The organism is Oceanobacillus phoenicis (genome assembly GCF_047238145.1).
GTDB lineage: Bacteria > Bacillota > Bacilli > Bacillales > Amphibacillaceae > Oceanobacillus.
This window is the reverse complement of record NZ_JBDFME010000002.1, coordinates 1-24,220: the sequence shown is the minus strand read 5'-3', so window position 1 is coordinate 24,220 and position 24,220 is coordinate 1. Positions and strand designations below refer to the sequence as shown.

At 37.4% G+C, this 24,220-nt stretch carries 25 protein-coding genes and 2 pseudogenes; 8 read left to right on the top strand and 19 right to left on the bottom strand.

From position 1 onward, the window contains the following. Positions 1 to 150: 150 nt before the first annotated feature. The 8 genes from ABC346_RS19915 to ABC346_RS19880 all read right to left on the bottom strand — a co-directional run bounded on the left by ABC346_RS19915 (position 151) and on the right by ABC346_RS19880 (position 10,008). Positions 151 to 966: a ZIP family metal transporter gene (locus ABC346_RS19915; protein ID WP_413236608.1), complete on the bottom strand. Its 816-nt coding sequence runs from the start codon at positions 964 to 966 to the stop codon at positions 151 to 153. Positions 967 to 1,172: 206 nt separating this feature from the next. Continuing rightward, positions 1,173 to 2,069, bottom strand: coding sequence for a cupredoxin domain-containing protein (locus ABC346_RS19910; RefSeq protein ID WP_413236607.1), 897 nt, complete (start codon positions 2,067 to 2,069; stop codon positions 1,173 to 1,175). A gap of 634 nt (positions 2,070 to 2,703) precedes the next feature. Further along, the gene (locus tag ABC346_RS19905; RefSeq protein ID WP_413236606.1) at positions 2,704 to 4,269 is read right to left on the bottom strand and encodes a multicopper oxidase family protein; all 1,566 of its coding nucleotides are present in this window, start codon (positions 4,267 to 4,269) and stop codon (positions 2,704 to 2,706) included. A gap of 578 nt (positions 4,270 to 4,847) precedes the next feature. Next, positions 4,848 to 4,970, bottom strand: coding sequence for a hypothetical protein (locus tag ABC346_RS19900; RefSeq protein WP_413236605.1), 123 nt, complete (start codon positions 4,968 to 4,970; stop codon positions 4,848 to 4,850). A gap of 229 nt (positions 4,971 to 5,199) precedes the next feature. Further along, the gene (gene ltrA / locus ABC346_RS19895; RefSeq protein ID WP_413236604.1) at positions 5,200 to 6,459 is read right to left on the bottom strand and encodes a group II intron reverse transcriptase/maturase; all 1,260 of its coding nucleotides are present in this window, start codon (positions 6,457 to 6,459) and stop codon (positions 5,200 to 5,202) included. A 607-nt stretch (positions 6,460 to 7,066) separates the two neighbouring features. Next, on the bottom strand, positions 7,067 to 7,276 hold the full coding sequence (copZ, locus tag ABC346_RS19890) for a copper chaperone CopZ (protein ID WP_413236603.1): 210 nt from the start codon (positions 7,274 to 7,276) through the stop codon (positions 7,067 to 7,069). Between the two features lie 31 nt (positions 7,277 to 7,307). Then, the gene (locus tag ABC346_RS19885) at positions 7,308 to 9,692 is read right to left on the bottom strand and encodes a heavy metal translocating P-type ATPase (RefSeq protein WP_413236602.1); all 2,385 of its coding nucleotides are present in this window, start codon (positions 9,690 to 9,692) and stop codon (positions 7,308 to 7,310) included. A 13-nt stretch (positions 9,693 to 9,705) separates the two neighbouring features. Further along, positions 9,706 to 10,008: a metal-sensing transcriptional repressor gene (locus ABC346_RS19880; RefSeq protein WP_413236601.1), complete on the bottom strand. Its 303-nt coding sequence runs from the start codon at positions 10,006 to 10,008 to the stop codon at positions 9,706 to 9,708. 159 nt (positions 10,009 to 10,167) lie between these two features. Here ABC346_RS19880 and ABC346_RS19875 point away from each other — a divergent pair, with 159 nt between their 5' ends. Then, positions 10,168 to 10,686, top strand: a complete 519-nt coding sequence (locus ABC346_RS19875) for a hypothetical protein (RefSeq protein WP_413236600.1) — start codon at positions 10,168 to 10,170, stop codon at positions 10,684 to 10,686. A 120-nt stretch (positions 10,687 to 10,806) separates the two neighbouring features. On the opposite strand, the gene ABC346_RS19870 is transcribed toward ABC346_RS19875, so the two are convergent. Both ABC346_RS19870 and ABC346_RS19865 read right to left on the bottom strand, forming a co-directional pair. Beyond that, positions 10,807 to 11,436 carry a nitrite reductase gene (locus ABC346_RS19870; RefSeq protein ID WP_413236599.1) on the bottom strand — a complete coding sequence of 210 codons (630 nt, stop codon included), beginning with the start codon at positions 11,434 to 11,436 and terminating at the stop codon, positions 10,807 to 10,809. A 190-nt stretch (positions 11,437 to 11,626) separates the two neighbouring features. Further along, positions 11,627 to 13,789: a copper-translocating P-type ATPase gene (locus ABC346_RS19865; RefSeq protein ID WP_413236598.1), complete on the bottom strand. Its 2,163-nt coding sequence runs from the start codon at positions 13,787 to 13,789 to the stop codon at positions 11,627 to 11,629. Between the two features lie 248 nt (positions 13,790 to 14,037). Between ABC346_RS19865 and ABC346_RS19860 the strand changes: the two genes are divergently transcribed. Together ABC346_RS19860 and ABC346_RS19855 are read left to right on the top strand one after the other, a co-directional pair. Next, positions 14,038 to 14,364, top strand: coding sequence for a four-helix bundle copper-binding protein (locus ABC346_RS19860; protein ID WP_105101332.1), 327 nt, complete (start codon positions 14,038 to 14,040; stop codon positions 14,362 to 14,364). A 260-nt stretch (positions 14,365 to 14,624) separates the two neighbouring features. Then, entirely contained in the window at positions 14,625 to 14,879 is a 255-nt protein-coding gene (locus ABC346_RS19855; protein WP_413236597.1) for an SHOCT domain-containing protein, read from the top strand. A gap of 316 nt (positions 14,880 to 15,195) precedes the next feature. Here ABC346_RS19855 and ABC346_RS19850 read toward each other — a convergent pair whose 3' ends face one another. The 5 genes from ABC346_RS19850 to ABC346_RS19830 form a co-directional block, all read right to left on the bottom strand. Beyond that, complete coding sequence (locus ABC346_RS19850; RefSeq protein ID WP_413236596.1) at positions 15,196 to 15,867, bottom strand: response regulator transcription factor; 672 nt, start codon at positions 15,865 to 15,867, stop codon at positions 15,196 to 15,198. Continuing rightward, positions 15,842 to 17,251, bottom strand: coding sequence for a sensor histidine kinase (locus tag ABC346_RS19845; protein ID WP_413236595.1), 1,410 nt, complete (start codon positions 17,249 to 17,251; stop codon positions 15,842 to 15,844). The genes ABC346_RS19850 and ABC346_RS19845 overlap by 26 nt, the downstream gene beginning before the upstream one ends. Before the next feature lie 14 nt (positions 17,252 to 17,265). After that, the gene (locus tag ABC346_RS19840; RefSeq protein WP_413236594.1) at positions 17,266 to 17,994 is read right to left on the bottom strand and encodes a cytochrome c biogenesis CcdA family protein; all 729 of its coding nucleotides are present in this window, start codon (positions 17,992 to 17,994) and stop codon (positions 17,266 to 17,268) included. A 22-nt stretch (positions 17,995 to 18,016) separates the two neighbouring features. Then, the gene (locus ABC346_RS19835; protein ID WP_413236593.1) at positions 18,017 to 18,928 is read right to left on the bottom strand and encodes a F510_1955 family glycosylhydrolase; all 912 of its coding nucleotides are present in this window, start codon (positions 18,926 to 18,928) and stop codon (positions 18,017 to 18,019) included. Positions 18,929 to 19,044: 116 nt separating this feature from the next. Continuing rightward, on the bottom strand, positions 19,045 to 19,251 hold the full coding sequence (locus ABC346_RS19830; protein ID WP_413236592.1) for an SHOCT domain-containing protein: 207 nt from the start codon (positions 19,249 to 19,251) through the stop codon (positions 19,045 to 19,047). Between the two features lie 179 nt (positions 19,252 to 19,430). Here ABC346_RS19830 and ABC346_RS19825 point away from each other — a divergent pair, with 179 nt between their 5' ends. Beyond that, entirely contained in the window at positions 19,431 to 20,066 is a 636-nt protein-coding gene (locus ABC346_RS19825) for a YdhK family protein (protein ID WP_413236591.1), read from the top strand. Positions 20,067 to 20,776: 710 nt separating this feature from the next. Here ABC346_RS19825 and ABC346_RS19820 read toward each other — a convergent pair. From ABC346_RS19820 to ABC346_RS19810, 3 genes and pseudogenes are all read right to left on the bottom strand, one after another. After that, entirely contained in the window at positions 20,777 to 20,995 is a 219-nt protein-coding gene (locus ABC346_RS19820; RefSeq protein ID WP_413236590.1) for a hypothetical protein, read from the bottom strand. Positions 20,996 to 21,132: 137 nt separating this feature from the next. Next, a complete protein-coding gene (locus ABC346_RS19815; protein WP_413236589.1) occupies positions 21,133 to 21,342 on the bottom strand; it encodes a hypothetical protein in 210 nt (69 codons plus the stop codon). A 501-nt stretch (positions 21,343 to 21,843) separates the two neighbouring features. After that, a pseudogene (locus ABC346_RS19810) lies at positions 21,844 to 22,023 on the bottom strand (L-dopachrome tautomerase-related protein); the annotation flags it as partial. On the opposite strand from ABC346_RS19810, the pseudogene ABC346_RS19805 reads away from it, so the two are divergent. The 3 genes and pseudogenes from ABC346_RS19805 to ABC346_RS19795 all read left to right on the top strand — a co-directional run. Next, positions 22,018 to 22,212: pseudogene (locus ABC346_RS19805) on the top strand (SDR family oxidoreductase); the annotation flags it as partial. The pseudogenes ABC346_RS19810 and ABC346_RS19805 overlap by 6 nt on opposite strands. A gap of 666 nt (positions 22,213 to 22,878) precedes the next feature. Next, positions 22,879 to 23,484, top strand: a complete 606-nt coding sequence (locus tag ABC346_RS19800) for a recombinase family protein (protein ID WP_413236588.1) — start codon at positions 22,879 to 22,881, stop codon at positions 23,482 to 23,484. Further along, positions 23,484 to 23,735, top strand: coding sequence for a hypothetical protein (locus ABC346_RS19795; protein WP_413236587.1), 252 nt, complete (start codon positions 23,484 to 23,486; stop codon positions 23,733 to 23,735). Before ABC346_RS19800 ends, ABC346_RS19795 begins: the two co-directional genes overlap by 1 nt. A gap of 24 nt (positions 23,736 to 23,759) precedes the next feature. Here ABC346_RS19795 and ABC346_RS19790 read toward each other — a convergent pair whose 3' ends face one another. Further along, complete coding sequence (locus ABC346_RS19790; protein WP_413236586.1) at positions 23,760 to 23,858, bottom strand: putative holin-like toxin; 99 nt, start codon at positions 23,856 to 23,858, stop codon at positions 23,760 to 23,762. 155 nt (positions 23,859 to 24,013) lie between these two features. Here ABC346_RS19790 and ABC346_RS19785 point away from each other — a divergent pair, with 155 nt between their 5' ends. Next, complete coding sequence (locus ABC346_RS19785) at positions 24,014 to 24,217, top strand: helix-turn-helix domain-containing protein (RefSeq protein WP_413236585.1); 204 nt, start codon at positions 24,014 to 24,016, stop codon at positions 24,215 to 24,217. Positions 24,218 to 24,220 lie beyond the last annotated feature (3 nt).

The window sequence follows — 24,220 nt, the reverse complement described above, 5'->3', positions numbered from 1 at the left end:
TATATGGAAATAAACTTGAATAAATAAAAGGAAGAAGATCCCCACCAAGGTATGCTTCTTCCTTTTTTGAACTTTATAAAAAACCAGTCTTTATAAAAAATTTACTTACCTAAGTTATATTCTGATTAATTCAAACACCATTACTCTATATCACCCCAGTGCTACATCTAAAATCATCATTACAGTAAAACCAATCATTAAACTCATAGAAGCAAGGTCTCTATTGCCTTCTTCATGGGAACCAGGAATCACTTCTTCTGCCACAACAAAGATCATAGCTCCAGCCGCAAAACTTAGGGCATATGGCAAAATTGGTTCTACAAAGGAAACTGCCAGCACTCCAATAACTGCTGAAATAGGTTCTACCATCCCGGAAGATTGACCATATAGAAAACTTTTCTTACGGGACATTCCATCCCTTAAAAGTGGCATGGAAACAGCTACACCTTCTGGAAGATTTTGAATTCCTATTCCAATTGCCAATGCAATAGCCCCAGCTATCGATGCAGAAGGTGATCCCGTGGCCACGGCTCCGAAAGCTACACCTACCGCCAATCCTTCCGGTATGTTGTGCAGGGTTATGGCAAGTACAAGCAATGTGCTTCTCTTCCTTTTTTTCGGCTGAATTCCCTCAGCCTGATCTATAGGAGTGTTAGGGTGAAGGTGTGGGAGTAGCTTATCAATCCCCCACAGGAAAATACCTCCTAGCATAAAACCTACTGCAGCCGGTATCCAAGCCGGCACCGGACCCCTCTCCGCCATCTCTAAAGCAGGAGATAAGAGAGACCAGAAGCTTGCAGCAATCATTACTCCGCCGGCAAAACCTAACATACCATCCAATAGTTTCTGATTGAATGATCTAGTGGTAAATACCAATGCTGCTCCCAGTGCAGTCATACCCCAAGTGAACAATGTTGCAACTATTGCTTGAACTACAGGATCAAGACCTGAAAAGAAATCAACCATTTTCGGCACTCCCTAAACTTTTTTTATTTAAAATATGCAATTAAATTAAAATGTTTGCTTGATCAAACTATTTTAACCCAGGGTAATTAATCAGTCAAAAATCATGATCAGATATTGATAAGATAACTCTCTTTCGAATTTTTTATTATGAATGAATGAGGGCAAAATAAAAAAGCATACCGATGGTCGGTTTGCTTCTCGTTATTTTATGAGGATGATACTTCAATTATTCCTTTCATGCCGGCCTCTGCATGTCCGGGGATTGTGCAAATATAACTATATTTACCAGGAGTAACCGGAACAAATGAAATTTCCTGTTTTTCTCCTGCCATGCTATGAACATGAACTTCTTTATTATTCTTTTGGTGATTATGTGAAGAATCCTGTTCCATCATTTCTGCTTTCAGCTCTTTTATTTCCAAATCATGTTCCACTTCGCCGATATTATCTAGAGTTATCGTTATCTTTTCTCCGGCCATTATCTCTGTATGGCTTGGCGAAAAAGAGTATTCGTCGGCCTGTATCACTAGGTTGTTCGAACTCATACTGTGGTGGTTGTTATTGATATTCGGTGAAGGGGAAGACGGGATCACTGATCCCATCTGATTATATCCGATAATCAAAAGTACAAATAATACGGTCATGACAACAGGATGACTCAGCAATACGGTGCTCTTTATAAATTCCTGTTGCATCAATTGAAACAGAATAATGATTGTCCCGGTCAATAACAGGAACATGACTCTTATTAAAGCATCCTGGTATTCAGGAGCAATCATCTCCCCTAACATTGCACCCATCATACCACCCATCATTCCCGCTAATGCCCCGTCTAAAACTGCCATCAAACCTATAGGCAACCCCGTGAGAAAACCGGCTGCAATTCCAATTATCATCGCCAATAAAGTGGAAGAAAAGAGATCGCCTGCCAACAGAATGCCAAGTATTACTCCAATGGTTAATCCAACACCCATCCCCAATACCATTGAAATCATCATCCCGGTCATAACAGTTATTTTCTTTCGGTGATAGATGGTATTCCATATAATCCATATCGTTAAAATAAAAATACCTATTAATGTAACATATAGTGAAACTGGCATCTATGATTCCCCTTTATGATTTCTTGTCCTTATTGTTCAATATATGAGCAATAAATACGTTCATTCATGAGAAATCATTTTTTTCAATTTAATTATACGCAGTTTCAAATTTCTTTTTTTTCTCAGTAAATTCCTTACTTAATACAAATATTCTCGATATTTTTTGATCTTAGACTTATGATAGTATTAACGGATTTAGGTTTTAAATAAAGTTTAGCAAACCCATATTTTATGGTAAACAGAAAGAATCTAATGCTTTTTACTTCATCTTAAATAAATCGCATCATCCTTTGAACCAACAACAAGTTAATGTATACTTTTTAATAGGATATAACTATTATTGAAAGAAACATTCACATATTTATGTTAAAGGCCTATATAAGATATTAGATTATTGTATTACGGGAAGAGGGGTGAACCAGTATTATCCGCCTGTAAATTCGAGACAAGTGCCACTACAACCGCCAACTTTTACAGTGGACACATCTCCTCCCTCTTAAATATATCCCCTTTTTATATGATAAATGCAAATACTAAAATAGCCAGCGCGAACTAATCACACTGGCTATTTTAATATTTTTTTGCATGTTCGGCGCGTTATATTACTTACCACTACATATTTTTAGATTGTAGTTTATTCCACCTTTACCTGCCCCATCATTCCGTTGTCTTCATGTTCAAGAATATGGCAATGGAACATATACACGCCCTTATGCTTAAATTGTACAGCTATTTTAACTGTCTCATCTGGTTCTACGGAAATAGTATCTTTCCATCCTCGTTCATTTTTTGGTGGCTCTTCTCCATTTCTGGAAAGTATTTTAAATTGAGCTCCGTGTATGTGGAATGGATGGATCATTCCCCCCATCTCATCCGGTTTATTGTAAATTTCCCATACTTCAGTAACGCCTTGCTTTTGTGTGAAATCAATTCTTTCTGGGTCAAATTTCTTTCCATTTATCGTAACCTGGTCCATCATCCCAAAAAGTTCCACCTTTTTTGTAACTGGCAAGTTCATCACTTCTTCTGTGATTGAAAAATCATTCATCTCTTCGGGAATGCTACTATCCTCACCACTTTGATCAGAAACCTCAAACGGTAAAAGGATCGATCCATCCTCCTCATTTATTAAGGCCAATTCATCTTCTGCGTTAAGCTGTGAAAAATCAATAACTACTTCAGCCCGTTCGGATGGGGTCAGTGTAATTTCATTCAGTGTCACCGGTTCATTCAAGAAACCTCCATCTGTTGCTACTTGCACAAAGGAATCCCCTGTATTCAATTTAAATGTGTAATTTCTCGCATTAGACCCATTTAATAGACGAAGACGAACCTTTTCGTTGTTTACAGTCAACTTTGGATTTAACGTCCCATTTATCAATGACGTATCACCGATTGTCCCATCCTCATTCATTGCAGCGCTGTAATTCAATTGTTTTTCATCATCAAATGTTTTATCTTGGAAAATTAAAGGAATATCATTCTTTCCATACTCATCGGGTAATCCGAGACTGTTTGAATTGTCATCTTCGATAAAAATCAATCCTGCAAGTCCATTGTATACTTGTTCAGAGGTTTTCCCTTCTGGATGGGGATGGAACCATAGCGTTGACGCTTCTTGTGTCACTTCGAATTCAATCAACTCTCCCTCTCCCGGTTTTAGAGAATTATGTGGTCCACCGTCTGCTTCCCCAGATACTTCTAGTCCATGCCAATGAAAGGTTGTCTCCTCATCTAACTCATTTATCGTTCTAATTTTCACCTTATCACCTTTGCTAAACCGAAGCACTGGTCCTAAAAACGACCCATTGTACCCATACGTTTTCGTTTTGGTGCCATCAAATATTTCAGTCTCTCCTTTTTGTGCTCGAACAGTGTATACAACTTCTTCTTCATTATCGCTTTCAAGCACGGAAGGTATTTTCAATTCATTTTCCCCGGTTGAGTCATTTAAACTTATCACCTCATCATGACTCATATGACCATTCTCCATTGCTTCATCATCCATATCCATAGTTGAATGATCCATTCCTTCTTCCATGGAATCAGACTCTTCTTCATTCATGTTCATATTTTCACTTGACTTTTGTTCCATATCTGAGTTTTCTTGAGCTGTGGATTCATCATTCCCTGTACAAGCTGATAAAACAAGTGCTGTCAATAAAGAAATGAAACCTATTAATAATATTTTTCTTTTCATAAACCATATCTCCCGTTAAGTGAATTTTTACATATATTTAAAAGCCAAGCATTAAAGATCTGATGTAACTATATAATAAAATTTTCGAGAATTTATCAAGAAAAAGTTAATATTTGATGAAGTACATAGTTTAATAATGTAATTAAAAAATCGCTATAGCGGAAAATTATTTGAGATTTTAAACCCTACGCCTTGATGATAAATCTTTAATCCAACAAATATAAAATAATTTTGTGCAGAAACTGTTTAAATTTACAATTAACTCAAATGGGCTTTTTACTTTTTCGTTCTGGAAATCAACTAGAACATTCAAAGTTATTAACCCTCTAACTTCTTTCGAGAACACAACTTACTTAAGTTATTCATTTAAACATTAATAGACAAAAAGATCCCATTAAAATAAGAATTAACTTTCCAGAATGCAACAGAAATACATTTGATTCAGTTGTAGCTACACTTGTTTTTTTGTATCATTCCAGAACCGATAGCTCTTCAAGAGATTCAACGGATATAGTGAGAGAAGTTCACTCCTGTACCTGAACCAATATCCAACACCCTTCCTTCGTATTTTCTTAAATTTAATTTTTTCGAGTAATCTCATCGCCATATCGTAAATAGATGAAACCATTTTGCCATTTTTCATTCACCTCACCTAAGAAAGAAAATTCTGCGGAAACTGGATATATTGTTTTCTCACTCATATTTTGACCATTTACAACATTTCTAAGATGACCTCAGCTGTTGCAATGGCAACTCCCGTACCAGCTCCTATTGCAATATCACAGGTCGGCTTGGGCTAATAATCGTGCATTATTAATGAACCCCTATCACGGCTACCTTTTCCTATCTTGCTTTAATAGAGTAGAAGGGGGCGACTAACCCCCGTCCTCTCACACCACCGTACGTACCGTTCGGTATACGGCGGTTCAATTAAGTATTACGAATAAATTCATACCTTTGATACAGACTTTTGAGCCCTAGTCTACTCCAATAGGAGTTGCCTAGGGTTCTGCTTAAAATTGGACTCTTGGAGATACGCCAATAATTCTTTCTGGTGTTTCCCCATTCGTATGCTTTGTGGTCAGGAACACCCAAGCTAATCAGCTTTCGGACTTTTGTCCGTGGAAGCTTCCATTGTTTCCACATACACATGCGCAATCTTCTTCTTATCCACTTATCGAACTCCTCAAACTTTGAAGGTGTCTCCGCTAAAGCGTAATACCCGCACCAACCCATCAGGTATTTGTTTAATTTCCCAATTCTTACTTCCATAGGAAATGGCTTGGAACGTGAAGTTATTTCCCTGATTTTCTGTTTTAGACGCATAATACTTTCTTTTGCGATTCTAATTTTTGGATTCTTTCCATTGGTGAAACTAAAACCAAGAAACTTACGTTTCCAAGGCCGGTCCACTGCTGATTTCTCTTTATTTACTTTCAAGCGAAGTTTCTCTTCGATAAATGTAGTAATGGAATTCATTACACGATTCCCAGCTTTCTTTGTTCTCACATAGATGTTGCAGTCATCCGCATAACGAACGAAACGTAGCCCACGCTCCTCCAGTTCCTTATCTAAATCATCTAATATAATGTTAGAAAGAAGAGGGCTCAACGGCCCGCCTTGCGGAGTGCCTTCTTCGGAGCTAACTACTATCCCATTTATCATGACGCCAGATTGTAGGTATTTCCGAATAAGCCGAAGCAGTTCCTTATCCTTGATGCGCTTCGCTAAAACACCCATGAGCTTATCATGGTTCACCTTATCAAAGAATTTCTCTAGGTCCATATCAATTACCCATCTGTATCCTTCTTTAATAAACCCCCTTGCCTTCCTCACAGCGTCATGTCCTCGACGGTTGGGCCTGAATCCATAGCTATGTTCTGAGAAGGTGGGGTCAAAAATTGTATGAAGCACTTGGGCAATAGCCTGTTGAATGAAACGATCCGTCACGGTTGGAATACCTAACATCCGAACTCCTCCGCTTGGTTTCGGGATTTCGACACGGCGGACAGGAGAAGGTGTATAGGTTCCTTTCCTCAAGTTCTCCCGAAGGGAATCCCAGTTATCATAGAGATGTCTTCGTAGGAATTTTACGGACATTTCATCTATGCCATGACTTCCTTTATTTCGTTCGACTCGCTTTAGTGCGAGAATGAGATTGTCCCGTGACAGAATTTGGTTCATCAACATACTTGGGTTTCCTTTCTTCGTGAATGTGACGTTCTATTTGTGCAAGTTCCACTCCACCCTTCCAAAGTCCCCTGTAGATTCACTACGTCCTCCTTTGGATAAGCCCTTCCGGGTTGTCTGTGTCTGCATGAAATCTTAACGCCTAGTGTCACATTTCTCCTTAATTGTTCCGTCCTTCCCCTTACATTCTCGAGTATGCAGGGTACTATGACTTCTGCTGACTTCTGACCGTTCAGCCATCCATTGCTGAATGGGTTACCAAGAGTGCTTGGCGTTTCGATCAGACCTCCCCGGGTAAGAATGCAGTCTTTCCCTTCATCAATCTGCTTCATTTACTCTGTACCAACTTTGGCAGAAAGGACTTTGTTTTGTTATGCAAACTCATCCATTGATACCTAGCCTCATATGAAGTTCGTGTTCCTCAGACCGAAGGTTTGCCGTCCGCTTCCTTCAGATTCCATGTCGCCACGGACACCCTTGCGTTAGACTAACTGTTACTTCTGCCTTCACAGTTCGGGACTCTCACCCTATAGACTGCACCCATGCCGGGCACACATATAAAAGCTGATTTCCATAACAGGAAACCAGCTTTTTAATTTTTTTATATTTAGGCACTAACATCGTAGCCTTGGTCTTCAACAGCTGCTTTCATATTTTCCAATGAAACTTTTGATTCATCATAAGTAACATCTACTTTACCAGAGCCCAGATCAACTTCTGCAGCAGTTACTCCGTCTAATTTTTGAAGAGCACCTTCCACTGACATTTTACAGTGGCCACATGTCATACCTTGTACATCTAAGGTTTTTGTTTGCATTTTTTCACCTCCTTTAAAGTTCTAGAAAAAATTATATCTTAACTCTCTTTAATCGAAGGGAATTTGAAACTACACTAACCGAACTTAACGCCATTGCTGCACCAGCAACCCATGGTGCAAGTAATCCGACAGCTGCAATCGGGATTCCTGCTGTATTATAGCCAAATGCCCAGAAGAGATTCTGACGAATATTTTTAATCGTCGCATGGCTGATTTTGATTGCTTTTGGAATTAGTAGTAACTCACCACCAAGAATCGTAACGTCAGCAGCTTCAATTGCCACTTCCGTTCCTGTACCAATTGCAATTCCAATATCGGCAATTGCTAATGCAGGAGCATCATTTACTCCATCCCCAACCATTGCAACCTTTTTACCCTTACCTTGAATTTCTTTTACTTTATCTGCTTTTTCTTCAGGTAAAACTTGGGCGATTACTTGATCGATGCCAACTTGTTTCGCAATCGCTTGTGCAGTTCGCTCGTTATCCCCTGTTAACATGATAACTTCTAAGCCTTGTTCTTTTAGCTCTCTAATTGCTTGTGGTGCTGTTTCTTTAATTGTATCTGCAACGGCAACAATTCCACGATACTCTCCACCAACAGCAATCAGCATAGCAGTTTTACCTTCTACTTCGTAATCGACCAATTCTTGTTCCGCACCACCAACTTCGATTTGGTAATCTTGCATTAATTTTCGATTTCCAACAAGAATGTTATTGCCTGATATCGTAGCTTCGATACCGTGTCCAGGTATAGCATTGAAATCATCTACTTCTACTAAATCAATCTCTTGTTCTATTGCGTAGGCAACGATTGCTTCTGCAAGTGGATGTTCTGAACCCTTTTCCGCACTTGCGAGTAATTGTAATGTTTCCACATCGCCTGTAAAGTTTGTTACTTCCGGTTTTCCTTTTGTGATGGTACCTGTTTTATCAAGAACAATTGCCTCTAATTGATGCGTTCTTTCTAGATGTTCTCCACCTTTAAAAAGAATTCCACTCTCTGCAGCTTTACCTGTCCCAACCATAATCGATGTTGGTGTTGCAAGCCCTAAAGCACAAGGACATGCAATAACAAGGACAGCAATCGATGCGACTAATGAAGGTTCAAATTGACCTGGTTGGATAAACGTGATCCATACGATAAATGTTAGAATAGCAATCACTACAACAATCGGTACGAAATAGCCAGAAATGACATCGGCTAATCGTTGGATTGGTGCTTTTGAACCTTGTGCATCCTCAACTATTTTTACAATAGATGCAAGGGCGGTATCTTTTCCTACTTTTGTCGCTTCCATTTCAATCGAGCCATTTTTGTTTATCGTTGAACCGATTAAGCTAGCGTCTGCTTCCTTTTCAATTGGAATTGACTCCCCTGTAATCATGGATTCATCGACAGAGGTTCTTCCCTTCACAACTATACCATCCACCGGTATTTTCTCCCCCGGTTTTACAACCAATCGATCACCAACGACAACTTCCTCGACTGGAATCATAATTTCCTCGCCTTTTTTTATAATGCGAGCTTCTTTTGCCTGTAAATTGAGTAAAGAGGATAATGCATTCGTTGTCTGGCTTTTTGCTCGTGCTTCCAAATATTTACCAAATAAAATCAACGTGATGATTACAGCACTTGTTTCAAAGTATAAATGCGGCATATATGATGGATTGCCAATCGTCTTCAATGCTTCGTATAAACTATAGAAATAAGCAGCACTTGTACCTAATGCCACAAGCACATCCATATTTGCTCCACCATTTCTCAGGTTCTTATAGGCACCAACATAAAATTGCCACCCAATGATAAATTGAACAGGCGTCGCTAAAACAAATTGGAACCACGGATTCATGAATATATCCGGTATCGTCATATTAAATAAATGAACCAGCATGGTTATTAATAGTGGTGCAGATAACACGGCTGAAATGATTAATTTCGTCTTCATATGATGCAGTTCTTTTTCTTTATGTGTTTTCTTTTCTTCTGCTTCCGCTTTCGGTTTCGCATCATAGCCTACATTTTTGATTTTCTCAATTATTGCTTTCGTATCTGTGAGTCCTGGGTTATATTCGATCGATGCCGTTTCGGTGGTTAAGTTTACAGTTGCGTGCTTAACCCCTTCTTGCTTATTCAATAACTTTTCAATGCGTGTCGAACAGGCTGCACAGGTCATGCCAAAAACATCTAATTCCGTTTTTTCCATCAAAACGCCGTAACCGACATTTTCGATTTTCTTCGTAATATCTTCGATGGAAGTTTTTTCTGAATCATAGTCTACAGTTGCCTTTTCTGTTGTTAAATTGACTTGTGCTTCCACACCATCCATCTTATTTAAAGTCTTTTCAATACGATTGGAACAGGCAGCACAGGTCATACCTGTTATATCTAGTGTTGCATGATTTGTTTCGCTCATAATAGTTCCCTCCTTACTTGGAAAACTGCTTTAATACACTCATTAATTCCTCAATCGTTTCTTTACCTTCACCTTGTTTAATCGCATCAATGACACAATGATTCATATGGCGTTCGGTAACAGCGAAACCCACATTTTTTAAGGCGGATTGAATGGCGCTTATTTGTACTAGGATATCGACACAATAGCGATCATCTTCCACCATTTTCTGTATTCCACGGACTTGGCCTTCTATCCGTTTTAAACGATTAATAACTTTTTCTATCTCATCTTTTGTTCTTGGTTTACTTGGGCGATCATGTAAGAATTTATCCAATTCAATCACTTCCTTTTATAAACATACTATACCCCCCTAACGTATTTTAGTCAAGGGGATTTTTTACTCAATTTCACTAATTGATAAATAGCTGTGTTCAACAAAATACCCTGTTAGTCATACATTGTAGTAAATTAGCCTATTGAAAGAGGTGTCTATATGGATTCATTGCCAGCAATCGATCTTGGTCTAATGGCAGAACATTTATCAGCTCATGAAGGAGTCATTAATAAGTTAGCCCATTACCAATCTATAGTAACTAACTTGGAATTAAGAAATATTCTAAGCTTACAAGAGAATGTCATGCACTCCCATGTATGGGTTATGTTAGCCTTTATTAATCCAAATTATCATATCGAAGTGAAAGTCCCCCCCTTAAGTGCTTATAGAGAAGAACATATTTTTGAAAGACCAGGAAATGGCGATGTTAATAAATGGATAGCATTGGAGGCGAACAATACTGCCAAAAATATGTCAGTGGAAAATTATAATTCAGCAATGATGATGCAAGATATGAACGTGAAAAACGCCCATATTGAAATGGCATTACAACAAAATCAAATAAAGGAAAAATATGCAGAATTTATTAAAAAGATGGGTTGGGATTTTGCACCAAAAGCAACCACTTCATCACAGGTCAATACCTTTCTTCATTTTGAACACCTGCTAAATCAATGACTATTGGAAAATTAACGCCTGCTGTGGAGATATGTATATACAGCAGGCGTTTTCTTTGAAACTGTACATTTTTTCTTTTGAATAGTAGTAGAAAGGTAAAAGGAATAGATTCTGAAACATTTAATCAATATGGATTTCCTGTTTTATATTTTCGATTCCAAACCGATCCACAAACCTATAAAAATTCTCTCTTTTTTTACCGTTTTCTCTATATAGATTTAATATGCGTTCCACAAGTTCATATAATTCTTCCGGATGGAGATTCGACTTGACCAATTTTCCGGTTCTTGCATCTCTTCCTTTTGATTTACCGCCAATATATAGTTCAAACGTATCTTTATCCTTCATGACACCTATATCATTGATTAATGGTTCACCACAACCTATCGGACATCCCGTATAGGCAGGTTTCAATGTAAAGGGTACTTCCTGACCTGCAATACGACGATTTAATTCCTTGGCGACAGGCATCCCCTCTTCTTCTTCACCTTTGCAGAAATTACAGGTTCTTAAATTTTTCACATACTTACCCACCTTATAATAATGCAATCCGACTTCATCAAATGTTCTCTGAGCTTCTTCCAATTCGGCTTCTGGAATTTGAACGATGAGTTGTTGTAAAGTAGTCAATTCTATTTCCGTATCCTCATCCAGATAGTTACCTAATACTGCTAATTGCTTCGGTTTAAGTTTTGCCCCAAAACCTATGCCGCCATTTACGGCCATTGGTATATATTTATTTGTCTTCATGGCTATCCTTCCCCCTTCTTAACCTATACAAGTATTTATAATCAAAATATATAGCATACCCCTGTACAGTATATACTATTTTTACTCTATCTGACACTAACTTAATTTTATAGGGATTGACGTCAACATGGAAAGATTTAGTAAAAAGACTAAGCAGGAATTCTGCTTAGTCAATGAATACCATTTTAATTTAATCAATCTTCAACAGTTGCGCATTGATTGCAACAATAATCGTACTTAATGACATCAGGACAGCTCCAATAGCTGGTGTTATCAGGATACCTGCAAAATATAACACACCCGCAGCCAAAGGAATAGCTACAATATTATAACCCGCAGCCCATACCAGATTTTGGGCCATTTTCCTGTAACTCGCTTTCGATAATTTGACAATATTCAAGATATCTACCGGGTTACTATTTACCAGTACAACATCTGCCGTCTCGATCGCAACGTCTGTACCTGCACCAATGGCGATACCTAAATCTGCCTCAGCCAGGGCGGGAGCATCATTGATTCCATCACCAATCATCGCAACTCTCCTGCCGCCTTCTTTCAATTTTTTCACATTATCTGATTTTTCATGCGGGAGAACTTCCGCAATCACCTTTGACATTCCTAGTTTTTCACCTACATAATTTGCAACGCGGCTATTGTCCCCAGTCATCATTACGGTTTCGATTCCAAGATTATTTAATTCTTCTATTACCTTATAGGATGATTCGCGAATGATATCCGCCAACGCAATCATTCCTTGCAAGTCATTATCCTTTAATACAAAAATAACCGTTTTCCCTTGCTGGGCCAGTTTTTCGTATGTTTTTTCATCAAACGATATATTATTAGCTTTCATGGCACCTGGGCTGATAACTGCGATTTCTGAACCGTTCACTTTAGCAGTCAGTCCTTTACCGGTTAAGTTTCTATAATCCGTTACCTTGTAAAGTTCTAGATCTCGTTCTTTTCCTTCTTTAACAATTCCTCTTGCGATCGGATGATCGGACTGTGTCTCTACCGAATATGCCAATTTCAATAAATCTTCTTCATTCACATCGTTACTTGAGTGAATGTCTGTTACACCAAAATTCCCTTCTGTCAGGGTACCCGTTTTATCAAATACTACGCGATCCAGTTTCCAGGCGCTTTCAAATGGCGTGCGGTTACGAATCAATAATCCCTTTTTGGCAGCAATGGCAGTAGATCTGGAAGTAACCAATGGTGTAGCCAAACCGAGTGCGTGCGGGCAGGCGATAATCAAAACGGTGACCATTCTCTCTAATGCAAAATCAAAATCCCCTGTAGTGCTCCAGTAAGCGATCGTTATGATTCCTGAAACAACTGCCACATAAAACAACCATTTGGCTGCAATATCTGCAAATCCCTGTGCTTTCGATTTCGTTTTTTCTGCATCGCTTACCAACTTGATTACTTGAGATAAATAGGTATCATTACCGGTTTTGTTAACCTTAATTTTTAATACGCCTTCCCCATTGATGGCTCCACCGATTGCTTCCATTCCAGGTCCTTTTTCTACAGGAACGGATTCCCCCGTTAACATGGACTCGTCGACGGTAGATTCACCTTCAAAGATTTCACCATCAAGTGGAATCTTTTCCCCTGATTTCACTAGGATGTGGTCACCAGGCTGCAATTCATCAACAGAAACCTCTACAGTATTTCCAGATGCATCAATCTTATGTGCCTCTTTTGGCATCAGTTTAATTAACTCTTCGAGCGCTTTTGAAGCCCCCATTAACGATTTCATCTCTACCCAGTGACCCAACAGCATAATGACAATCAACGTGGCAAGCTCAAAGTAAAAGTCACTTCCTTCGATAAAGAAAGCTGTTAAGGTACTATAAACGTATGCAGTTACAATTGCCAGCGAAATTAACAGCATCATCCCTGGGGCTTTTGCTTTCAATTCATCCCAGGCACCAAGTAAAAACGGTTTTCCTCCATAGAAAAAGACAATAGTTGAAAGTAGGAATAATAACAGTATATTACCCGTAAAATTTACTTCATATCCCAAAAGCATTTGAATCATTGGTGACAAGTAAGATATGGGTATAGACAATACCACGGAAATCCAAAAACGTTTTTTAAAATCTCCTACCATGTGCTCATGATGACCGGAATGGGCTCCTCCATGCTCCGAGTGAGTATGTCTATTTCCCTCACTTCCACTGTGTTCTTGATGTTCATGGTTATGGTGTTCATGCCCATGATGTTCGTTGTGATTATGATGAACGTGTCCTTGGTGCCCGTTCCCCTCCTGTTTACTTTGATGGTGCTCATGGCGATAGTGTTCATGACCCTCGTGTTTACTGTTCTTATTATCATGCTCTGCCATTAGTATCACTCCTCCATATAGATGCAGTTAAGAAGATTCCTCTTGATATGTTGTACAATAAGTTGTCTTCTTATCACAATCTTATCATACTATACCCCTGTAAGGTATTAATTAAACAAGAAAGATTGTTAAGAAATTGTGCAATTTCTATGGAGTTTATAGATATTGGTTTATTTTTGAGCAGTTAGTGGGAAACTTTATACTGTGTAACATCAAAAAATAATACTGATATAGGAGGTATTTTGCAAATGTCACATGAGCAACATCAAGAACTAATCCAGGCGTTACATGAATGTGCCGTAGCTTGTAATCATTGTTATGATGCATGTCTGAAAGAGGAAGATATCAAAATGATGGCTGAGTGCATCCGGTTGGACAGAGAGTGCGCTGATATTTGTTCTTATTTAGAACAGGCCTTATCAAGAAATACACCATTTGTTTCCGAATTAGCATCAGTTTGCGCTAAAATTTGCGAGGCATGTGGAAATGAATGCAAGAAGCATGACCATGACCATTGTCAAAAATGTGCGGATGCCTGCTTTAAATGTGCCGAAGCATGTAAAAATGTTGCTTAAAGGCTTCCATTATGTAGAAAAAAGCTGCTCAAGCGGGTTTACCTCCTTGAGCAGCTTTTTTAAAACTATTAGAATTTTATCATCCTATTTATGCCCCTACCCAAAAGATTTTAATACATCATCAATTAGAAACCTGTGAACAGAACTATGTGGATCTTGTTAACTTTTTATTGTGAAAATAGTTAATATGCCTAGCTTAAAATAATTTGCTACATAAAGGGAATCTTTATAAATAGAATATGACTAGGAGGTACCCAGTTTTGATGAATAGCATGATGATGGATAATATGATGTATGATTCAATGATCATAATCTGTATTTTAATGGGTATTGGGTTAATTATTTTTGTAGTAATTTTGGGATTGACAGTTTATCTTGTTGTTAGGCTCCTAATGAAGAAAATTAGAATCGAAGATCGACCACTTATGATATTAAAGGAAAGCTATGTAAAAGGAGAAATTAGTGAAGATGAATTTAAACGAAAAAGGAAATTTATCAAAGAACAAAAAGAATAAGTTAATTCGTGTGAATGTTGGCTAAGTTCATACTCTCTCCTGACATGTTAAGATCCTATCCTTTAGATAATCATGGATATGTTCACCTTCCTATTTTGCTTCCAGTTCTATCTCGTGTAGATACCAGGCTTACTTGTCATGAGAATGCTTGTTTGAATGTTAGCTCCTCATAGAACAACCTCTCATGCATTTTATCAATATAAAAACTTAACCGCGAAGTAAGAGTTGTATTTCTCTTACTTACGAAAATATTACAGAAAAGTAAAAAGACAGGTTAACTGTCTTTTTGAGTAACTGTTAATTCAAATATGAATTTTCATTTATTAACCCACTTATACCCAATGCCCCAAACCGTTTTAAAATACTCATCGATGGGAAAACCAACCTGACGAATTTTTTCCCGTACATTTCTGACATGTGAGTCCACTGTTCGTCCTTCCGTTTCTGAATTAATCCCCCATATCAAATCAATTAACTGATCCCTGGAAAAGACCAGTTCTGGATTTTTCATTAAGATTCCAATCATGGAAAATTCTTTTGGTGTTAATTTAATCGGGTCATTTTTATAGGAAAGCTCAAACCGATCTTCATTCCATAATAATCCATTTACTTCAATCTGACTGGCTGGTTTTATTCTCCGCAGCAGTGCATCCATTCTCGCTACTAATTCTTCTTCATTAAAGGGTTTCGTAATATAATCATCTGCACCCAATTTCAGTCCTTTCACGATGTCTTCCTTCTGTTCCCGCGCAGTGACCATAATGATTGGCACTTCTGAAAAACGCCTTATTTCCTTACAAAGCTCCCACCCGTTCATTTCTGGCATCATAATATCAAGCAGAATGATGTCAAACTCCTCTTCTTTTATATAGGACAGGGCCTCTTTACCCCCTAGCGCTTTCTGACACAGATAATGATGTGGCTTCAAATACAATGCCAATAAATCCAACATCCGTTTTTCATCATCGATTAATAGAACTTTGTTCATGGGAATCACCTCTCTGCAGCGTTATGATAAAACTAGTCCCTTTGCCCAGTTTACTTCTAACCTCAATCGTACCACTATGGAACTCGACGATTTCTTTTGCAATCGCTAATCCCAGACCAGTTCCACCACTGAGTCTAGATCTGGATTTTTCCACCCGGTATAACCGTTCAAATATATAAGGTAGGTCTCCTTCGGGAATCCCTTCGCCTTCATCCGAAATCATCGTTATAATCTCACGCTTATTTTGAGATACTTCTAATGAAATTCGCTTCCCTTGAGAGGTATTTTTTTTGGCATTATCCAATATATTCAATAGCACTTGTTGAATTCTTTCAGGGTCAATATGTGCAGTGATATGGCTTGGACAGCGAACAGAAAATGTAATGTTCTTTTCTTCAAGTGCGGGTCGGATGCGTTCGGTAATTGTATGGATTAGGTTTCCAAATATGACATCCTCTTTATTTATAGTGAACCTATTCTGGTCCATTTTTGCCAGCTCAAACAAGTTTTTAACTAATACCGCTAATTGTTCGGTTTCTTCCCGAATAATTTCAATATACTCATTTCTCTCGTTATCCGATATGCCACCTCGGCTAATTATATCGGCATATCCTTTCAGATAGGTTAACGGGGTTCGGAGTTCATGTGAGATGCTGGCCAAAAATTCATTCCTCTCATTTTTCAATCGCTCCAAGTCATCGGATAACTTCGTAATTGAAGCTGCCAATTCACCCAGTTCATCTCTACGATCGATATGTAGCTCCACCTTATGTCTACCTTTTTTACTTAGTTGTTCCGTTGCTTCCTTCATTCTAACCAACGGTTTTGTAATTAGTCTGGAAAGGATAAAAACGGTAATAATCGTCAGAATGATTGTAATAAGCCCAATAACTATAAATTGATCACTTAAATGATCGACTATTCTTCTGGTTTTATTGGTATCGGCGAACATAAATACGTGCCCCTGATGTTCTTCATTTATGGTAATGGGACTATCTGTTGCGATGTATTTTTTTTCCGGCCAGCGTTCTTCCAATACTTTCCCCTCATTAGGCATTTGTTTATAATCTGTGTGTGCAATAACATCTACCATTTCCTGTTCAATTGGATCCGAATTGACAATTACGTTCCCTGAAGCATCTGTGATTACGACAACAAAATCTGATTCGGACTCCATTATAGCAACGTGTTCTAATGTGGTTTGATTAAAATTATCTTCCAATACAGCGCTATGTGTATTACCACGGGCCAAAAGGTTATCCATCACTTCCTCAATCCGTTCATTTGCCAGGTTCGTATACAGAACAAAATACAGGAAGGTCTCAATAATCAAGATAAATATGAAAAACAGAAACCCGATTTTCAAGGATAGTTTATTAAACATAATTGACCCCTTTATTACCAATAGGTTAGTGTATCTGCTATACCGATCAGGAGAAGTAATACACCAGAGATTCTTTGGGTTATTGCACCTATTTTCCTGCTTTTCTTTAAGATTGCTCCACTTGCCCCAAAATACCAGATTAAAAAAATGACCATCATCAACGGAAGTGACGTTCCTAAGCCAAATACAGATGGTAGAACAATACCATTAGATGTTTCCAATACGACAGGCATCAACGTGAGTATAAATAACACAAACATCGTCGGACAAAAAGCTAATGTGAAGCTTACCCCCATCAAAAAGCTACCGAAGTAACTATCTTTTAACTTATTGAAAGGAATTTCAATAATCGTCCAGGTTTTCTTCCACTGAAATAATCCAATCATATACAGACCGATAAGAATGAGTACCGGTCCGATTGCTTTTCTTAAGACAGGGAACATCTGTGTCAATGTACTATATACCTCTTGACCTAGCAGCCAAATAACTATCCCAATGAGAGAGAACACAACTATCTTACCTAAAACAAACAAAAAAACATGTAACCACGGTACCTGGTCAACTAACGATTTATTGCCATAAATGGTGATTGCACTTATATTACTGGTAAGTTGACAGGGTGCAACGGCCCCAATTACTCCCAGGAAGAATGCAAACAGAAAGGGAAGATGTTCAAAGCTATATGCAATTTGTTGAAGTTGTCCGCTTAGAGTACCACTGATTTGATTGAATAGATCAAACATATTTAGTTCAACTCACTATCATTTATTTTACTTGGCCATTCTCAAGGATCTGTACCCATGATTCCGTACCATCCTCTGATAAATAAGCATGTCCTTTTATGGTATAAAAGGCAAATTGTTTTGCATCCTGTGGATTTTGTGCAATATAGACAGGCCCATCTTCTTCCAACTCTGGTAAGTCTATTGTTTCTTCTTCACCATTTTCAACATTCCTTTTTACAAGTTCTGGACTAGATCCATAGCTTGCATAATATAAATGATCATCATTAAAAAATACAGCTGTCCCGACCTCATTTCCATCTGTTACAATTTGGAAATTGCCTCCTCCATCTTCTGATAAATAGATTCCAGTCGAAGTGGCAGCAGCAACAACACTTGAGTTAGAGGGATGAATAGCTAACGACATAATTTCGCCTTCAAGACCACTTGCACTTGCATTTTCCCAAGACTCCCCTTCATCTGAACTCCTGTAATAGCCCTGTTCTAATTCAGAGTTCTTTGCAGGATTCATCAGAAAAATATCGTGGCTGTTATATCCCACTGCCATGGCATGAAAGTCGGTTTCACCCTCAAAGTTAAGGTGTTCCAGTGTCCTGCCTCCATCGAAGCTTCGCTGAATACCGATTGGATTCGGCAAATCGGAATCCTCTCCAGGATGTCCTGATGTGTAAAATCCTTCGTCTAGTGCATTAAAGCCCATATAATCGTTAAAATTTTTAGTTGTTTCATACCAATCACCATCACGGAATATTTTCAAGCCGGTATGCGTCGCAAAATACAGTCCATTATCATTACCAGCATAACCCATGCCATGAACATGTTCGATACTGTCATCAAAAACGGCTTCAAAACCTTTTTCCTGATTATTGCTGCATCCTGCTAAAAATATCCCTACGATAATTGATACAGTAACTATTGTCTTTCTCAACATCATTTACAAATCCTCCATTATCCTCGATACCTTCCGATTTTCTTTGGGAATTTAACCTTAAAATATTCTATAAAAAAAATGTCCATTTTTTGTGCAGTTAGTGTTTAACACCGATAAGCTCAATCCTTTAGAATCGATTTTAAACGTTCAAATTCCTTCTTATCTATTTCACCTTTTGCAAATCTCTCTTTTAATATTCTTTTGGAACGATGTCCTCCATGAATAAAGTTTCTAATTAGAAAACAACCTAAAATCAATAACCCAAGCCATACTATTATCATACAGATCATAGGCCAAATTGAACCATAACCATACAGTAAATGCATTTTTTCACCTTCTTTTTTACTGATTCCAATAAGTATATAAAAAATTAATCCAGAAAGTTTGCAGTAATCGTTTAGCTTTTTGATTTTTCAGGTAAAATTTATCCCTGCAACAAAATCTGCACATAAACTGCAAAGTTTTGGGGTAGAGTACTGTTAATTAAGAAAATGGAGGGTTAAAATTGAAAAGAAATAAAATTATATTGGGACTAGCCTCTATCTTTGCGGTGTTCCTATTGGCAGCTTGTGGCGGGGAAACCGAGGAAACGAATCCTGAAGAAAACACGGGTACAGAAACAGAATCCAATACAGAAGAAGAAATGGATATGGAATCGGAATCTGACTCAAATGAAGATATGGAAGGTATGGACCATTCTGAAATGGATATGTCCAGTTCTGGCGAAGTTCCTGAAGATTTGCAGGAGGCTGAAAATCCAAAATATGACGTCGGAAGTCAAGCAATTATAGAGACAGATCATATGGAAGGTATGAACGGTGCAGAAGCCACGATTGCTGGTGCATATGATACTACGGTATATACTGTTTCTTATACTCCCACAACCGGTGGAGAAGAAGTAACAGATCACAAGTGGGTCATTCATGAAGAATTAGAAGATGCTGGGGAAGCACCGTTAGAACCTGGCACAGAAGTTACCCTAAATGCAGATCATATGGAAGGTATGAATGGTGTAACTGCTGAGATTGATTCGGCAGAAGAAACTACTGTCTATATGGTTGATTTTGTTCCAACTACTGGTGGAGAAGAAGTGACAAATCACAAATGGGTTACAGAAAGTGAATTATCACCCGTTGAATAAATAGTTTAAGGAAGGATATTTATTATTTAAAGAGCCTATTTCACTAAATAGGCTCTTTAAATAATGCTGTTTTTGAATAATATTTAAAAGATTAAATATTAGTAGAAGTTTCTTACTAACTTATTTTTATGATTTAATATTTATCATACTAAGAAGGATAGTTACCTTAGACCTTATTACGTGTTGGTACTGTTTACGTAGCTCGTATCGGACCCCGTGATTTATTATTGTAGCTAATAACAAAACAACCAAGTTGCCCCCACCATGAATAATATCTCCCCATAAACCATCCTCTAGACCAATACTCCCAGTATCAGTCATTCCTGTCAGGAGGCTTACGGTCTGCATGTTCAGCAATAAGAAGACGGTGGCAATTAAGGTTATTAGGAATTTAAATAACCCAATAGTGCCTAAACAAGCCCCATGAAGTTACCAGTGAAATGACAAGCCCGGTTAGAAAGGAGACGGCTGACGGAACGATGGCAAACCAGCCAATCAATTCCATGGAAATCCATACAGCACTCATCGTGTGAGCATCCTGGCTAGATAGAGCTGCAATGACAAGTATCAGGAAGCGTGCTACCCGCATCAGTCATGATGATAGGTGCCACGTATATTATTTTTACTTAATGGGTTTTTGTACCAGCCTCTTATCAGTCTTCGTGGTTTTTGGCTTACAACTGAGTAGTATGTTTTAAGAAGATCCTTATTTAGGATTTTCTTGTCATTTGAAGATAGGTTCGTACCTGCTCAGTCAAATTAATACAATCACGTAATAATTGTATCCCTTTTTCCTTTGAATGAGTGTCTTCCTTCTGTTTTAGCATACAAATTACATCTTCACAAATCTCTTCATATTGTTCGACTATGTTAATAATATTGGTTTTCGAAAAGTATCGCTCTTTCCCAGTGTTCGTAGAAGAATCCATGACTTAACCTCCCTCTAGAGACGATTTAAATCAATCTTATTTCAGTTTATGCAAGGATATTTGTCCTCTTTCATTTCAATAAGGGAGACCGTACTCTTTACCCCCAACGGACATACGATTGAAATCCAAATTAGTCTTCAGAAATCAGAAGATTGGTTCCACATCATCATTTTTTCTTCCATTTTCCTTAAACGTTCATCAATCATATCAACCTTTTGTTTAATTTGTTGGGTCATCTTCATATGTTCCATCATCATTTGTCTCATTTCATCCATCCCCATCATGGGCATACTGGCTTCTGTCCTTCCTGTATAATTCGGATAATAGTATGGGTATTGATAATTCAATTTTACTCACTCCTCTTCCCGTAATACAATAATCTAATATCTTATATACGCCTTTAGGATATGTGTACAGCATAAAATTGTCCAATGAACCAAAGGGCAATACTGTAATGATGGAAAAAGATAAAATACTCAACCGATATCCTAGCCATCAATTGGAACAAAAGAATATAAAAGATTTGCAGAGTTAGATAGGTTGGGAAGAAATAAAAAGGAAATTGACCAGGAGTAGTGGAATTACTTTATTAATCGAAATAAAGATATTGAAGTTTTAAGATTCTCGACCAACAAAATACCAAGATGATTTCGAAAAATTAATTATGAATTTAGCTAGGGAGTTATTATCTTATAATGTATAGCAGGAACGATTGAAGATTTTAGAAACCAACGATAAAGGATCACAATCGCAAAAAAAGAAGGTAAATATAAAGGTTCTGATAAGTTTTATCGTGCTGACAGGGGTCCTACCAACAAAACGCGGAAAACATACGCTAAGCAAATTTCGACATGAAGAAAGCCGATTTTTCCTACACGAAAATCAAAACGGACATCATTCAGATAAGTTGTAGGCAGGACAACATCTTCTGTAAAGGTATATACTCTCCTTATTGTATTCGTGCTTAAATCAACAGCTACTAATTTTGCTCCCCCTTGAATAGGTTCAGAAAAATTTGGTGCCCCTGTATGATATGGACCCCTCTCATACCAGCAAGTTTTTCTGCGGATCAGGTTAGTCTTGTTGAAAACCCAATGCAACGTCAAGGTCAGCCATTTGAACTTGCCCCTACTTATGTTTATCTTGCTTCCGATGATTCGCGTTTCGTGACTGGTCAAACACTTCATGTTAACGGAGGGGAATGGACTTCATCCTAATACAAAAATAAAAATTACACTAATCTTTGTCCAAATTACCTATACCTATTATCAATTTAACGGTTTTTTTTAACAAATTTAATTATAGTTGCTTTAATAACAAACCTATTCCTACACTTGGAATCACACATAATATGGGTAATCATACTGGACCGAAAAGAACACCATTATTTTTGAATTTTAGAACAATTTTATCTTACTAAGTTTTCATGGGCAAATTGAAGAAGCCATTCAATAAGCAAATTATGGATGGATTAACTAATGTTTTATCCTTGTCTTTATTTTTTGGCAATGTGGGATGCCTACAAATAGGTGAACAGGATTAATTAATATTCTTTTCTCCTCTTTGTCTTTGCAGCCTATTAGGTGGAGGTCGGATTAATGTATTCATCAGTGTTAAAAATTATGCTCTATCTATTGAAAATATATATTAATATAAATATTTCTTATCGTTGTAAATCAGTACTTTCTTGATGCTACCAAATCCGAATATGTTTATGTGCTACATTAAGGTGTTTCTAAAGGTGTACCTTTTTACCCTTCAATATGTTCTTTGATTTTAATAGATTTTCATTGTTCGTAAAGGTTGTTTAAATTTAAAAAAACGTTTAAAAAAGATGTAACACCTTTACGAACCATTTATAATAAATAGAGGAGGTGTTTACAGTGAAAAGGTTTGGGTATATACGAATTTCTGATAAAACACAAAATATTGACAGACAAGTAGAAACAATGAAAAAAGAATCAATTAACGAAAGGGATATATTTATCGATAAACAAAGTGGTAAAAATTATGATCGTCCACAATACCAACTTCTCAAACAGTTAGCTAGAGAAAATGATGAAATTGTCTTTGATTCCATTACCAGGATGGGGAGGTCGATGAATGAAACCTTAAAGGAATATGAATGGTTTGTTGAAAATGGTATTCAGTTGAAATTTATAAAAGAGCCAATGATTAATACTTCGAATGAAGAGGACGATATAATAAAACAAGCTATTCAAAAAGTTATCCTAACAGTATTAGCAGCTTTTGCTGAAAAAGAAAGGACGGACACTAAGATAAGACAAGCAGAAGGTATCCAAGCAGCTAAAGCAAAAGGAAAACATTTAGGAAGACCAAAAGCAACGATAACTCCAGAATTTTTAGATGCCTATAATAGATGGGTAGCAAAAGAGATCACCGCGGTAGAAGCTATAAAACAATCAAATGTTTCAAAGACTACATTTTATAGATTAGCAAAAAAAATCGAAAACAGAGGAGAAATTTAATGGGTGACCAAGAGGTTATTAATAGTTACCTAAAGCAAATAAAAGAGATACAGAATTCAATAAACGAATTGAATGGGAATTACTTATTAGAAAATCATAAAAGAACATTATTGTTGAATTTAATGGATTCACTTTCAAAAGGAGTATACGGTGATAAATATAAATATAGTGGTAAAAAATTTGAGAGATTTGTTATAGACTACTGTGACTGGAAGGAGGCAGAGAAAGTTAGTTTACAACAATTATTATAAGGTAGAAATAATCCACCAGAGCCACTAACTCAAGGGTGGGTTATTTTTTTGGTTAAATGACAGTACTGCAACAATCAACGAGCCGAAAGAAAGCATCAGCACGAGCGTTTCGAAAACCGTCATACAGCACCACCCCCTTTCTGTTGGGAGTGAGCTGACCACCCTTGAAAAATCCTATACTACTGCTAATTATATTATATCATATTACTCGAAAAATCGTCTATATAGACGATAAAATAATACATAATAAGACAAGTTTATTTTTAGGAGGTTTATTCATGGAAAAACCGCATTTTGCTTTAGATGACATTTTTACAGCAAGCACTGCTGCTAAACATTTTCAAATTCCATACAGTACATTAAAAGATGATTTAACAAGAAGAAATAAATTCGAGGAACAAATTAATAAAGGCTTAGTCAAGAAAGAGGGCAGAGTATGGCTAGTTACTGGACAAGCCATCAAAGAAGTTTATAAAAAATAAAGC

Coding starts and splice junctions, on each gene's coding strand:
- ABC346_RS19905 (WP_413236606.1), bottom strand. CDS start 4,269: ATGAAAAGAAAAATATTATTAATAGGTTTCATTTCTTTATTGACAGCA.
- ABC346_RS19790 (WP_413236586.1), bottom strand. CDS start 23,858: ATGACGGTTTTCGAAACGCTCGTGCTGATGCTTTCTTTCGGCTCGTTG.
- ABC346_RS19820 (WP_413236590.1), bottom strand. CDS start 20,995: ATGGATTCTTCTACGAACACTGGGAAAGAGCGATACTTTTCGAAAACC.
- ABC346_RS19915 (WP_413236608.1), bottom strand. CDS start 966: ATGGTTGATTTCTTTTCAGGTCTTGATCCTGTAGTTCAAGCAATAGTT.
- ABC346_RS19910 (WP_413236607.1), bottom strand. CDS start 2,069: ATGCCAGTTTCACTATATGTTACATTAATAGGTATTTTTATTTTAACG.
- ABC346_RS19865 (WP_413236598.1), bottom strand. CDS start 13,789: ATGGCAGAGCATGATAATAAGAACAGTAAACACGAGGGTCATGAACAC.
- copZ (WP_413236603.1), bottom strand. CDS start 7,276: ATGCAAACAAAAACCTTAGATGTACAAGGTATGACATGTGGCCACTGT.
- ABC346_RS19860 (WP_105101332.1), top strand. CDS start 14,038: ATGTCACATGAGCAACATCAAGAACTAATCCAGGCGTTACATGAATGT.
- ABC346_RS19870 (WP_413236599.1), bottom strand. CDS start 11,436: ATGAAGACAAATAAATATATACCAATGGCCGTAAATGGCGGCATAGGT.
- ABC346_RS19830 (WP_413236592.1), bottom strand. CDS start 19,251: ATGCATTTACTGTATGGTTATGGTTCAATTTGGCCTATGATCTGTATG.
- ABC346_RS19835 (WP_413236593.1), bottom strand. CDS start 18,928: ATGATGTTGAGAAAGACAATAGTTACTGTATCAATTATCGTAGGGATA.
- ABC346_RS19785 (WP_413236585.1), top strand. CDS start 24,014: ATGGAAAAACCGCATTTTGCTTTAGATGACATTTTTACAGCAAGCACT.
- ABC346_RS19845 (WP_413236595.1), bottom strand. CDS start 17,251: ATGTTTAATAAACTATCCTTGAAAATCGGGTTTCTGTTTTTCATATTT.
- ltrA (WP_413236604.1), bottom strand. CDS start 6,459: ATGTTGATGAACCAAATTCTGTCACGGGACAATCTCATTCTCGCACTA.
- ABC346_RS19795 (WP_413236587.1), top strand. CDS start 23,484: ATGGGTGACCAAGAGGTTATTAATAGTTACCTAAAGCAAATAAAAGAG.
- ABC346_RS19900 (WP_413236605.1), bottom strand. CDS start 4,970: ATGAGTGAGAAAACAATATATCCAGTTTCCGCAGAATTTTCTTTCTTA.
- ABC346_RS19840 (WP_413236594.1), bottom strand. CDS start 17,994: ATGTTTGATCTATTCAATCAAATCAGTGGTACTCTAAGCGGACAACTT.
- ABC346_RS19850 (WP_413236596.1), bottom strand. CDS start 15,867: ATGAACAAAGTTCTATTAATCGATGATGAAAAACGGATGTTGGATTTA.
- ABC346_RS19885 (WP_413236602.1), bottom strand. CDS start 9,692: ATGAGCGAAACAAATCATGCAACACTAGATATAACAGGTATGACCTGT.
- ABC346_RS19875 (WP_413236600.1), top strand. CDS start 10,168: ATGGATTCATTGCCAGCAATCGATCTTGGTCTAATGGCAGAACATTTA.